Source organism: Bacillus sp. S2(2019), from assembly GCF_005144805.1.
In the GTDB taxonomy this organism is placed as follows: domain Bacteria; phylum Bacillota; class Bacilli; order Bacillales; family Bacillaceae; genus Bacillus; species Bacillus altitudinis.
The window spans coordinates 465,261-477,355 of record NZ_SWFL01000001.1 but is presented as its reverse complement, the minus strand read 5'-3'; the positions used below and the strand labels follow the sequence as shown (position 1 = coordinate 477,355).

Sequence of the window (12,095 nt, the reverse complement as noted above, 5' to 3'; positions counted from 1 at the left end):
ATGGCGCAAATGACATTGATTCAAGCGATCACTGATGCGTTACGCACAGAACTGAAAAATGACGAAAACGTTCTTGTTTTCGGAGAAGACGTTGGTAAAAACGGCGGCGTATTCCGTGCGACTGAAGGATTGCAAAAAGAGTTTGGTGAGGATCGTGTATTCGATACTCCACTTGCTGAATCTGGTATTGGCGGTCTTGCAATTGGCCTTGGACTACAAGAATTCCGCCCAGTAATGGAAATTCAATTCTTCGGATTCGTTTACGAAGTATTAGATTCTGTTTCTGGACAAATGGCTCGTATGCGTTACCGTTCTGGTGGACGCTGGCATTCTCCAGTGACAATCCGTTCTCCATTTGGCGGAGGAGTTCACACACCTGAGCTTCACGCTGATAGCTTAGAAGGTCTTATTGCACAACAGCCTGGTATCAAGGTTGTTATTCCTTCAACACCTTACGATGCAAAAGGACTATTAATTTCTGCAATCCGTGACAACGATCCGGTTGTATTCCTTGAGCATATGAAACTTTATCGTTCTTTTCGTCAGGAAGTTCCTGAAGAAGAGTACACAATTGAAATCGGTAAAGCTGACGTGAAACGTGAAGGTTCTGACCTTTCAATCATCACTTACGGTGCAATGGTTCACGAATCACTTAAAGCTGCTGAAGAACTTGAAAAAGAAGGCGTTTCTGCTGAGGTCGTTGACCTTCGTACAGTGAGCCCGCTTGATATTGAAACAATCATCGCTTCTGTTGAAAAAACAGGTCGTGCGATCGTTGTTCAAGAAGCACAAAAACAAGCTGGTATTGCAGCAAACGTAGTAGCTGAAATCAATGATAGAGCAATTCTTAGCCTTGAAGCACCAGTACTTCGTGTAGCTGCACCTGATACTGTATTTGCTTTCTCTCAAGCTGAGAGCGTATGGCTTCCAAACCATAAAGACGTGCTTGAAACAGCTAAGAAAGTTCTTGAATTTTAATTAAATGACAGAGGGGAAAAGAATTTATTTCTCTTCCCCTTTATCAATTACATGACCGTGTAATGTTGACAGAACAAGGGTTTAACATAATCTAGGAGGCGAAAAACAGTGGCATTTGAATTTAAACTTCCGGACATCGGAGAAGGTATCCACGAAGGTGAGATCGTTAAGTGGTTTGTAAAACCAAACGACGAAATCAATGAAGATGACGTTTTAGCAGAGGTACAAAATGATAAAGCAGTTGTAGAAATTCCTTCACCTGTTAAAGGAAAAGTATTAGAATTAAAAGTTGAAGAGGGAACAGTTGCAACTGTAGGACAAACAATCATTACGTTTGATGCACCTGGTTACGAAAATCTTCAATTTAAAGGCAGCGAAGAAGAAGGCGAAGCGAAAACTGAAGCTCAAGTACAAGGTACTGCTGAAGCTGGTAACGAGCCTGAAAAGAAAGAAGTTGCTCAAGAAGAAGCGGCAGCAGCAACTGGTGCTGGCGCACAAGAGCAAGTAGATGCTGATCCTAACAAACGCGTTATTGCTATGCCATCTGTACGTAAATATGCGCGTGAAAAAGGCGTTGAAATTTACAAAGTTGCAGGTACTGGTAAAAATGGCCGCGTACTAAAAGAAGATATCGACAGCTTCCTTAATGGCGGTTCTGCAGCAACTCAAGAAGCAGCACCTCAAGCAGCTGAAAGTGCGAAAGAAGAAGCAGCTCCAAAAGCGGCAGCAGCTCCAGTTCTAGAAGGAGAATTCCCAGAAACTCGCGAGAAAATGAGCGGAATCCGCAAAGCGATCGCGAAAGCAATGGTGAACTCTAAGCACACAGCTCCTCACGTAACATTAATGGATGAAGTTGATGTAACAAACCTTGTTGCACATCGTAAACAATTCAAACAAGTTGCAGCTGATCAAGGAATCAAGTTAACTTACTTGCCTTACGTTGTAAAAGCTCTAACTTCTGCTTTGAAAAAGTACCCAGTACTTAACACTTCTATCGATGATAAAACAGATGAAGTTGTTCAAAAGCATTACTACAACATCGGAATTGCAGCTGATACTGAAAAAGGCTTGCTTGTTCCAGTTGTGAAAAATGCAGATCGCAAAGCGATTTTCGAAGTATCTAACGAAATCAACGAGCTTGCAACAAAAGCACGTGATGGTAAATTGGCTCCAGCTGAAATGAAGGGTGCATCTTGCACAATCACAAACATCGGTTCTGCTGGTGGACAATGGTTTACTCCAGTCATCAACCACCCAGAAGTAGCGATCCTTGGTATTGGCCGTATCGCTGAAAAAGCGGTTGTTCGTGATGGCGAAATCGTTGCAGCTCCAGTCTTAGCTCTTTCCCTAAGCTTTGACCACCGTATGATTGATGGAGCTACTGCGCAAAATGCCCTTAACCACATCAAGCGTTTATTGAATGATCCACAATTAATTTTAATGGAGGCGTAAATTCATGGTAGTAGGAGATTTCCCAATCGAAACAGATACTCTTGTCATCGGTGCAGGTCCTGGTGGATATGTAGCTGCTATTCGTGCTGCACAGCTAGGACAAAAAGTAACAATCGTTGAAAAAGGAACACTTGGCGGCGTATGTCTAAACGTCGGCTGTATCCCTTCAAAAGCATTGATCAATGCTGGACATCGTTTCGAGAATGCAAAGCATTCTGAAGACATGGGTATCAAAGCTGAAAACGTAACAGTTGATTTCACAAAAGTTCAAGAGTGGAAAGCTTCTGTTGTAAACAAATTAACAGGTGGAGTTCAAGGTCTTCTAAAAGGAAATAAAGTAGACATCGTCAAAGGTGAAGCTTATTTCGTAGACAGCAACTCTGTACGTGTCATGGATGAAAATTCAGCGCAGACTTATACATTTAAAAATGCAATTCTTGCAACTGGATCTCGTCCAATCGAATTGCCTACATTTAAATACACAGACCGCGTGATCAACTCAACTGGTGCTTTAGCGCTTAAAGAAGTACCTAAAAAGTTAGTTGTCATCGGTGGTGGATACATCGGTACTGAGCTTGGTACTGCTTATGCGAACTTTGGAACAGAAGTTGTCATCCTTGAAGGTGGAGACGAAATCCTTCCAGGTTTTGAAAAGCAAATGAGCTCATTAGTGAAACGTAACCTGAAGAAAAAAGGAAACGTTGAAATTCACACAAACGCTCTTGCAAAAGGCGTTGAAGAAAAATCTGACGGTGTCACTGTTACTTTCGAAGTAAAAGGTGAAGAAAAAACTGTCGATGCTGACTACGTACTTGTGACTGTTGGTCGTCGTCCAAACACAGATGAGCTTGGTCTTGAGCAAGTTGGTGTTGAATTGACAGACCGCGGAGTTGTCAAAACTGACAAACAATGCCGTACAAGCGTTTCAAACATCTATGCAATTGGTGACATCGTTGATGGACCACCACTTGCACACAAAGCTTCTTACGAAGGTAAAATTGCTGCTGAAGCAATCGCTGGAGAGCCAGCTGAAATTGATTACCTTGGTATTCCTGCTGTTGTATTCTCTGAGCCAGAACTTGCAACTGTTGGATACACTGAAGCAGAAGCAAAAGAAGAAGGAATCGATATCGTTGCAGCGAAATTCCCATTCGCAGCAAACGGACGTGCACTTTCTCTTGATGCAACTGATGGCTTCATGAAGATGATCACTCGTAAAGAGGATGGTCTTGTGATCGGTGCACAAATTGCAGGTGTTGGCGCTTCTGATATGATTTCAGAGCTTAGCCTTGCAATTGAAGCTGGTGTGACAGCTGAAGATATCGCAATGACAATTCACGCTCACCCAACTTTAGGTGAAATCACAATGGAAACGGCTGAAGTAGCAATCGGAAGCCCAATCCATATCGTAAAATAATGAACGTTGAAACCCTCTCCACACGGAGAGGGTTTCAGATTGTTGACAAAGGGCTAAAATGAACTTGATTTTAGCCCTTTGTCTTCTTTTCAGCGCGATAGAAAACCTTTGCAGCCCTAGGAAGGACGAGTACTGGAGCGGAGCGAATTTGACATTCGTGAGCACCAGCACGCAGGGCTGACAAAGAATGCGAGGGTTGGTCTACACGCTGAAGCCCTCTCCACACGGAGAGGGTTTTTTTATGTATGTGAAACCTCGCTGAAAACGAAAAACCCTCATGAGCTGAGGGCTTTTTTCATATGGATATATAAGTGCAAAGTCGAACCGTTAATTTGTATTCACTCGATCTAATGCTTGGCATATGGGTGATAAGATATCCTCTTTACTTCGGACATTACCTTCCACCTTCACAATGACCTTTTCATTATTGACAAGTAAAATAGCCGGCAGTTCGTCTACTTCATTTTTCCAGCCTTTACGATCTTCTTTGACAATCATCTTGGACATTTCCTTCGGATATTCATTTTTTAAATCGAGCACTGCGTCATAATAAGGACTTTCTTTATCAAGATTTTCTGCATCAGTAAAAAAGAGAATTCTTGGCTTTTGAATATGACTGACCTGGTCTGTCTGATTCGGTATGATATACGCAAATGAGCATGAACTAAGTACAAAGAGCATAGGGAATATAATGAGAAGGGTCCTCATAAAATTCAATCTATTCACCTCAAAATCCTTTGGGGTTGTACCAACATTTTTAGGAGCCAGTTCCCTGTTAGTCACTCTAGTGTATCACGTCCTTTTTGACAATTTTCGATTGTTACTCAATTGTTACAGAATTGATATGAAGCAAAATACATTTGAAACGTTTCCTCAATATGATGAGAAAAAAACATATTTTTATAAAAAATGATTAATTGTGTCATACAATTAACCGTTGACAACTTAAATGTGACATCATATTATAGAGATATGAAATAGATTAAACGCTTTCAAACTTTGAGTAAAGAAAAGGGGAATGTACAAGTGGGTACAATTATTTGTCAAGATTGCAATGAAACCATTGATCAATTTGAAAATGAAAAAGTGACAACACTTTATGGAACATGTGGTCACTGTCATTGCTGTGATGAAGCCTCTGAATAAATAAAAAAGCATGCAGCTCCAATTGGGGCTGCATGTTTCTTTTTTATAAAATGGCTTTTTGTTCTTTAATGACACGAATCATATCTAGTGTGGAATCTTCTGGTCCTTGAACAGGAAGACCGATTTCGATATTTTTAAAGATATAGGAGATATTTTCTTCTGTGATGATTTCTCCTGGTATAAAAATAGGAATACCAGGCGGATAAACCATGACAAATTCTGCAATGATCCGGCCAGCCGCTTCTTTAAATGGAATGACTTCCGTTGTTGCGTAAAAAGCGTCACGGGGCGTCATCGCAAGCGAAGGGATTTCAGGCAGTAACACTTCTGTCACGGCTTGTTTGCCGCCTTGACGTGCAGAGGTGGCCGCAATTTCCTTCATAGCCGTTACAAGTGTATCAATCGTCTCATCACAATCGCCAGGCGTCACGATACATAAAATGTTGTATAGGTCAGAGAGCTCTACTTCAATTCGGTAGCTTTCTCTTAGCCATTTCTCCACATCATGGCCATTGAGTCCAAGGTCTTTAATGGAGATGATTAATTTTGTTGGGTCATAATCGTAAGTAGAAGGTGAACCGAGAATTTCTTGACCAATACAAGTAATACCTTCAATTTCGTTTAAACGAGTTCTTGCTGATTCAGCTAATCGAATGGCTTCATCTGCAAGTGCCTTTCCTTCAGTCGCTAATCGCTTTCTAGCGACATCCAGGGAGGCTAAAAGTAAATAAGAAGTAGACGTAGTTGTCAGCATGCTTAAAATAGATTGTACTCGATCCTTTGAAACAAGCCCTTCTTTTATATTTAAAATCGAGCTTTGGGTGAGAGAGCCACCAAGTTTATGCACACTTGTTGCTGCCATATCAGCTCCCGCCTGCATCGCAGACAATGGAAGCTCATCGTGAAAATGAATATGCACACCATGTGCCTCATCTACAAGAACAGGTACGTCATATGAATGAGCAATGTCTACAATGGTTTTTAAATCAGCTGAAATGCCAAAATACGTTGGGTTAATCACAAGCAGCCCTTTCGCATCTGGGTGTTTAGTCAGCGCTTTTTTAGCTGACTCTGGCGTGATGCCATGAGAGATGCCAAGCTCTTTGTCAATTTCCGGGTGAATAAAAACAGGTACTGCACCAGAAAATACAATAGCAGACATAATCGACTTATGGACATTACGTGGAACAATAATTTTGTCTCCAGGACCACAGACGGTCATCACCATTGTCATGATCGCGCCGCTTGTTCCTTGTATAGAGAAAAACGTATGGTCGGCACCAAATGCTTCTGCTGCAAGCTCCTGTGCTTCTTTGATCATTCCTCGAGGCGAATGTAAATCATCAAGAGGTTCTATATTAATAAGGTCAATGCTTAATGCATTGTCTCCAATGAATGCTCTAAATTCAGGGTCCATTCCGGCTCCTTTTTTATGGCCTGGAATGTGAAATTGGACTGGATTGGTTGAAGCGTGTTTTTTTAGTCCAGTGTATAAGGGTGTATCATGTTGTGACAATTGCTTTCCCACCTTCATCGAAATACCTGCTATTATTATCCCAATAACAGCAGATTTCATTGCATAAAACAAAAGAATTATATTATGAACTGATCGGAATGTAAAGCATAAAATCAATCGGATTCTGATCAAACAGATGCTATAATAAAAGTTCAAATAAGAAATGTGGATTAAAGTGAGGGACAAGTAAATGGAATATCAATATCCAATGGACGTCGACTGGACAACTGAAGAAAAGATGGCGGTCATTTCATTTTTTCAAGCCGTTGAAAAAGCCTATGAAACAGGAATTGCGAAACAAGCGTTACTAGAGGCTTATAAACGATTTAAAGAAGTTGTACCATCAAAAGCAGAAGAAAAGACGCATTGTGCGGCGTTTGAAAAGGGAAGTGGGTATTCCCCTTATCGAACAGTAAAAAGCGCAAGAGAGGCTGAAGAAACAGCTATGATACGGATGTAAAAAACGAGCCAATATAGGCTCGTTTCAGCGTGTAGACAAACCCTCGCATTCGTTGTCAGTCCTGCGCGCTGGTGCTCACGAATGCCAAATTCGCTCCGCGCCAGTGCTCGTCCTTCCTAGACTGCAAAGGTTTTCTATCACGCTGAAAAGAAGACAAAGGGCTAAAATAAAGTTCATTTTAGCCCTTTGTCAACAATCTGAAACGAGCCAACATAGGCTCGTTTTTTTATACAGATTCTTTTTGTGTAAAGCGGTATAGATAAGTTACTGTGCGGAAGGCATCTTCAATTTTTGATAAGAATTCTTCATTATTCATTTGAACAACTTCTTCTCTAGGAAGCTGGATGCCGCAAAGGAGTTCGGCCTTTTTGACTGTTTGAACACGTTCAAATAGTGTTCTCAGCTGTTCAGCATCAAGTTCGCTGTGGCGGAGGACGTCCGGTTTCATATGATCCTTAGACCAAACAAAGTCTTGCGGTATTTTCTTTTGGATCGTGTCCAGCTCTTTTTCAAATAATTGCCCATATTCACCTTTTACTGGAGATTCATAAATGAGCGCAAACCATACAAATACATGAGTTTTCCAAAGCCCAATTTGAAAATGAGGGAGCTTTTTATACCCACGCTTACTGTTAGCGAAAGCCACCCAAGTGTCATTTGGCGGGTTGACTGATCTTCTTGCATGTTTTGCCACGTGGACAAACATTTCGTCTCCTGTAATAGAAGAAAGCAGCGGTGCAAAATGTTCACCAAGTGCTTCAAGCTTTGGACGGACTCTCTCTTTTAATACGGTCATCCGTTCATCTAAACCGTCTACTGTGAATGTTTCAAAATCTTCATCTCTAAAACGCATTTCACTCATGTTATGCCTCCTGTATCTTTTCGCTGATCATATTTTATCATAGCTTGGGTCAAGCTCAAAAAAAGATGCACTTTAAAGAGAAAGATAGCAGGGATCTTGGTTCGGCGTTTAAAAACATCGATTTTGTGGTACATAACAAATAGGTAAAAACACAATTTTCAGAATGTCGTTGCGGTTATGCGATCGCTTCATACGATATAAGCAAGAACCATTTCTCTTATCGATTGTATTTTTTATCAATGAAAACTGACAAGGAATGAATCATTCTCTGGAAGGGGCGTTGACCAATGAAGCAAATCGTGAAGCATGGGTATAGACAAGAGAAGAAGAATCGCATCGCTGTGTGGAGATTAGAGGTTGATTATGAGCTTTCTACGCTTCATGAAGCCATCGAGCAAAAAGACGATATCCAAGTAGAACGCAGCAAACGAAAGCTTGAGCGCCTAAGAAAAGAATGGGAGCAGCTTCAAGGGTAAAACAAGGTGAGGTAAAAACGAACCAATTCATCGGTTCGTTTTTGTATGAAGCTGCTTTTTTCTTGCTTTTACGTACATAATATCAGTATGCTAATACAAATAGGTACTACATAGAAAAGAGGTTTACAGTCCGATGACAAACTGGGTGGAAATTGACCGACTTGCAAAGCTTTGGGTAAAAGAAGCGGGTAGCCGCATTAAAGCATCCATGCAGGAAGGTCTATCAATTGAAACAAAATCAAATCCAAATGATCTTGTCACAAACATCGATAAAGAAACAGAACGTTTCTTCATTGAAAAGATACAGTCGACATTTTCAGATCATCATATTTTAGGAGAAGAGGGCCAAGGGGAAGAAGTGACCTCTCTTGACGGGATAGTATGGATCATTGATCCAATTGATGGCACCATGAACTTTGTCCATCAAAAACGAAATTTTGCCATTTCAATTGGGATATTTGAACATGGTGTGGGGAAAATCGGTCTTATTTATGACGTCATCCATGACGAGCTCTATCATGCAGTCAAAGGAGAAGGGGCATATATGAACGATATCTTACTCCCGCCTCTAAAAGATGTCGCCATTGAAAAAGCCATTGTCGGCATTAACCCAACATGGGCGATTGAAAGCCCCCATTTTGACGCTAAGCCGTTTGCCCGTCTCGTACGGGCTGTGAGAGGAACAAGAACGATTGGGTCAGCTGCACTTGAACTAGCTTATATTGCAAGCGGAAGAAGCGACGCATATGTCACGTTAAGGCTAGCGCCTTGGGATTATGCTGCTGGATGTGTGTTACTTGATGAGGTAGGCGCTGTTTACTCTAATATTCACGGAGAACGCTTGACGTTTCTAGAGAAAAATAGCATTGTTGCTGGAAATCGATCCGTCTGTGAAAAAATCTTGCATGATTACATAAAAGGAAGCGGAAATAAAAAATAAACAACATCACTTCATGAGAATGAAGTGATTTTTTGTTTTTCCTGAAACTTTTTGGTAAGGCAGATGTCTAAACGAATGAGGCCTTAATTTGATGTAAAGGATTGTGTAGCAATGTTTGATTTGTTTAGTGATTTATCCCTCCATTTTGAAAGGTTTTTTATTTTAAATGAGTACAGTATCCACATGATTCAATGGTGTGTGCTTGGACTATTTGTCCTTTTCATTACACTTCCCATATGGAAAGAAAAGAAGAGTAGTTATGTATTTTATGCTGGAATCGTATTAAGAGTAGTTCTGCTAGGGAGTATGACACTTGAGATGATCCACCAAGTGCTAGCTAGACAGTATACGATCGAAACATTTGAAGTGATGACAGATTTCATGCAATTTCTCATCTATGGATATGTCTTGCTTGCATCACTTTTCTATGTGATTTCTCTTCCTTATTTAAAAAATAAAGGCATGTTTTTTGCGTTTGATTTATCTGTGTTACTTCTGCCTTTATGTCAAACGGTATTTATTGTGTTAGTTGAGAGCAAAAAGTTCTTTCTCAGCGGTGATGCGGAGCTGATATGGAGAGATTTGATCATCATTTTGCTTATGATTGGCTTTGCCGCTTTGGTACTTCACCTATTCTTTCGTTTGTTTTGGCATCAGAAGTGGAAAGAATTGCTGTTTTTCTATGGCCTGATTTTCGCTGCGCTGCTGTATATTTTTTATCCTTCTATCTCGAAGTATGAGCTACAATCTTCGTTTAAATCCATTGTGATTTTAGTAGCGGCCGCAGGAAGCTTTATGACATTACATTTGTTATGTGCGTTACTACAAAACAAGGGGAAGTTGAGACAGTGGGGTGCTTGGGGAATTGTCGTCTTTTTTACGCTAATGCTGAACCCGATCCTAAATCTCCCACATATCATGTTTCAATTTACTAAAACGGAACTGACAGATACTTTTTCAGAAGAATATCGCCCTTTATCTGAAGCAAGTGCGAAAGCATTCGCTTCAAAGTTTGTACCAGCGGACACTACATTATATTCAACGACTATCGCCGAAAAGTAAAACGAACTTTTACGGATGTAGAAAAAGCTGATTTTTTAGAGCAGCAGATATTCTTGACACCTGAAGAGCATTTAGAAACTCAAGCTGATATTCAAAGGCTGTGGAGCCATATCAATCAATTGAAGGATTCTTACCGAGAAGTCCTCATTTTAAGAGATATTCAGGAATTATCGTATGAAGAAGTAGCGGAAATTTTGAATTGGACTTTGTCTAAAGTGAAGACAACCCTTCATCGAGCAAGATTAGAGCTGAAACGAAAGCTACATTGTGAGGAGTTCAACAAATGAGCTGTTATTTGATTGAAGAACTATTACCACTTTATATAGAAGGGGACACGAGTGAAGAAACAAATCAATTAGTGAATGAGCACTTACGTTCATGCGAAAAATGCCTTCATCTATATGAAGAAATGAAAGAACCAGTCTCTATTGCAAAGTCAACAGATTTCATACCGTTCATAGATGAAAAAGAAGAAAAAAGAAAGTTTGAAAGGCGCTACTATGGAAAACTGTTATTACGGGCAAGTATCGTTTTTAGTATCGTCTATCTCATCATGCTCTTGATCTATTGGATATAAGAAAGAACCCCCATCTGGATGAACCGGATGGGGGTTTTTTGAGCTTAGTTCAATTTTTCTTTAGCAATTTGAACTGCATCATAGAACGTTTTTAATTGCTCTTGAGGAATTTTCTTAAGCAATTGGTTGAAAACAAGTAATTCAGTAGAGCTGAATCCAAGACCTTTAGCGATTTTAGAATCAATTACAACGTTTCCTTTTTTGTCTAGAACAAGTGCATCACCAGCAAGATCAACAATTCTGATCACTGATTTGAAAAGCTTTTCGAATTTAGTTGCTTCTTCTTTAGTAAGACCAAGTTCAACAGCTTTTTCTGCATCAAAAACTAATTTTCCTTTTTCGTTTTTAGTGATGCTTTCACTGAAAACGATTGTAAGAACAGCTGCGCGATCTAAGAATTTCTCAGCAGTCGCTGCTTCTTCTTCAGTCAAACCGAGCTCAACAGCTTTTTTCACATCAAATGTGTAGTTGTTGTCTTCCTCAACAAATGAATTGATGAGAATGCTGATAACACGCTCGTTTTTCTCCAATAAATCTTTAATAATTTGTTGCTGCTCAAAAGGAATCCCTTTGAAAGTTGCAGCACTTGCTTGCCCAGGAGCTACTGTTGTGAAAGTAAAAATGATAGCTAAAGCGAAAAATACAACAGAGCTGAGCGATTTGCTCAAAAACTTCTTCATGCTTCTTTTCTCTCCCTTTTCTGTTAAATTTTGTTGCAAGAACAGCATACCATGATAAACTTTGTGGAAGAATAGGAAAAATGTAACTTTGTGTTTGTTTTTGGAGAACTATAAAAGTTCTTGTCGAAAAATGGAAGAGTTCAGATTGCTTATATTTGCCAACTCTATATGAAGTTTTTAGTTGAATCACTAGGGTTACATAGGTGGTTAGTCTTGTTTTTACCCAAAATAAAAGCCTTCTACATGTAAAATGTAAAAGGCTTTTCATAAATTTTATGATTGTACGTTTAATTTTCGTTTTAATGTAAATCCTGTACCCATGAAAATCATGGCGAACACAATACTTAAGCATGTTCCCAGTATGCTTTTTTCTGCAACAGACACTCCAATAAACGCCATACTGACGACGGCAAGTAATGCACATAATAATAGAAGCCATTTGATTTGTTTCATTTGTCTCCATCCCTTTTTTTTAGAGTTAATATAAGTTTACAGAAAAACGATCGGCATTTAAAGGGGATTGTGATAT

The 12,095-nt window shown here is 39.9% G+C and carries 14 protein-coding genes and 1 pseudogene; 10 read left to right on the top strand and 5 right to left on the bottom strand.

What is annotated here, in order from left to right; translation table 11 throughout:
- The 3 genes from pdhB (at position 1) to lpdA (ending at position 3,847) form a co-directional block, all read left to right on the top strand.
- Positions 1 to 978: a pyruvate dehydrogenase complex E1 component subunit beta gene (pdhB, locus tag FBF75_RS02395; RefSeq protein ID WP_007498597.1), complete on the top strand. Its 978-nt coding sequence runs from the start codon at positions 1 to 3 to the stop codon at positions 976 to 978.
- A gap of 108 nt (positions 979 to 1,086) precedes the next feature.
- On the top strand, positions 1,087 to 2,430 hold the full coding sequence (locus tag FBF75_RS02390) for a dihydrolipoamide acetyltransferase family protein (protein ID WP_008345100.1): 1,344 nt from the start codon (positions 1,087 to 1,089) through the stop codon (positions 2,428 to 2,430).
- A gap of 4 nt (positions 2,431 to 2,434) precedes the next feature.
- Positions 2,435 to 3,847, top strand: coding sequence for a dihydrolipoyl dehydrogenase (gene lpdA, locus FBF75_RS02385; protein WP_003211097.1), 1,413 nt, complete (start codon positions 2,435 to 2,437; stop codon positions 3,845 to 3,847).
- A 327-nt stretch (positions 3,848 to 4,174) separates the two neighbouring features.
- Here the strand turns inward: lpdA and FBF75_RS02380 are convergent, their stop codons facing one another.
- Complete coding sequence (locus FBF75_RS02380; RefSeq protein WP_223255627.1) at positions 4,175 to 4,555, bottom strand: hypothetical protein; 381 nt, start codon at positions 4,553 to 4,555, stop codon at positions 4,175 to 4,177.
- 318 nt (positions 4,556 to 4,873) lie between these two features.
- On the opposite strand from FBF75_RS02380, the gene FBF75_RS02375 reads away from it, so the two are divergent.
- Positions 4,874 to 4,993: a GapA-binding peptide SR1P gene (locus FBF75_RS02375; RefSeq protein WP_003212464.1), complete on the top strand. Its 120-nt coding sequence runs from the start codon at positions 4,874 to 4,876 to the stop codon at positions 4,991 to 4,993.
- 43 nt (positions 4,994 to 5,036) lie between these two features.
- On the opposite strand, the gene FBF75_RS02370 is transcribed toward FBF75_RS02375, so the two are convergent.
- On the bottom strand, positions 5,037 to 6,509 hold the full coding sequence (locus FBF75_RS02370; RefSeq protein ID WP_017367175.1) for an aminotransferase class I/II-fold pyridoxal phosphate-dependent enzyme: 1,473 nt from the start codon (positions 6,507 to 6,509) through the stop codon (positions 5,037 to 5,039).
- 190 nt (positions 6,510 to 6,699) lie between these two features.
- Between FBF75_RS02370 and FBF75_RS02365 the strand changes: the two genes are divergently transcribed.
- A complete protein-coding gene (locus FBF75_RS02365) occupies positions 6,700 to 6,969 on the top strand; it encodes a UPF0223 family protein (protein WP_008345089.1) in 270 nt (89 codons plus the stop codon).
- Positions 6,970 to 7,195: 226 nt separating this feature from the next.
- Here the strand turns inward: FBF75_RS02365 and FBF75_RS02360 are convergent, their stop codons facing one another.
- Positions 7,196 to 7,831 (bottom strand): DUF1054 domain-containing protein, encoded by a 636-nt coding sequence (locus tag FBF75_RS02360; protein ID WP_008345087.1) that lies wholly within the window; start codon positions 7,829 to 7,831, stop codon positions 7,196 to 7,198.
- Between the two features lie 287 nt (positions 7,832 to 8,118).
- On the opposite strand from FBF75_RS02360, the gene FBF75_RS02355 reads away from it, so the two are divergent.
- From FBF75_RS02355 to FBF75_RS02335, 5 genes and pseudogenes are all read left to right on the top strand, one after another.
- Positions 8,119 to 8,307: a hypothetical protein gene (locus FBF75_RS02355; RefSeq protein ID WP_008345085.1), complete on the top strand. Its 189-nt coding sequence runs from the start codon at positions 8,119 to 8,121 to the stop codon at positions 8,305 to 8,307.
- Positions 8,308 to 8,440: 133 nt separating this feature from the next.
- Positions 8,441 to 9,247: an inositol monophosphatase family protein gene (locus tag FBF75_RS02350; protein WP_008345083.1), complete on the top strand. Its 807-nt coding sequence runs from the start codon at positions 8,441 to 8,443 to the stop codon at positions 9,245 to 9,247.
- A gap of 183 nt (positions 9,248 to 9,430) precedes the next feature.
- Positions 9,431 to 10,309, top strand: coding sequence for a hypothetical protein (locus FBF75_RS02345; protein WP_240692308.1), 879 nt, complete (start codon positions 9,431 to 9,433; stop codon positions 10,307 to 10,309).
- Positions 10,285 to 10,596, top strand: a pseudogene (locus tag FBF75_RS02340) (sigma-70 family RNA polymerase sigma factor); the annotation flags it as partial. The gene FBF75_RS02345 and the pseudogene FBF75_RS02340, both read left to right, overlap by 25 nt.
- A complete protein-coding gene (locus FBF75_RS02335) occupies positions 10,593 to 10,886 on the top strand; it encodes an anti-sigma factor family protein (protein ID WP_136944400.1) in 294 nt (97 codons plus the stop codon). The pseudogene FBF75_RS02340 and the gene FBF75_RS02335, both read left to right, overlap by 4 nt.
- Before the next feature lie 44 nt (positions 10,887 to 10,930).
- Here the strand turns inward: FBF75_RS02335 and FBF75_RS02330 are convergent, their stop codons facing one another.
- Together FBF75_RS02330 and FBF75_RS02325 are read right to left on the bottom strand one after the other, a co-directional pair.
- Positions 10,931 to 11,566, bottom strand: coding sequence for a hypothetical protein (locus FBF75_RS02330; protein WP_035700632.1), 636 nt, complete (start codon positions 11,564 to 11,566; stop codon positions 10,931 to 10,933).
- A gap of 273 nt (positions 11,567 to 11,839) precedes the next feature.
- Positions 11,840 to 12,019 (bottom strand): DUF5325 family protein, encoded by a 180-nt coding sequence (locus FBF75_RS02325; RefSeq protein ID WP_008345070.1) that lies wholly within the window; start codon positions 12,017 to 12,019, stop codon positions 11,840 to 11,842.
- Between the last annotated feature and the right edge of the window lie 76 nt (positions 12,020 to 12,095).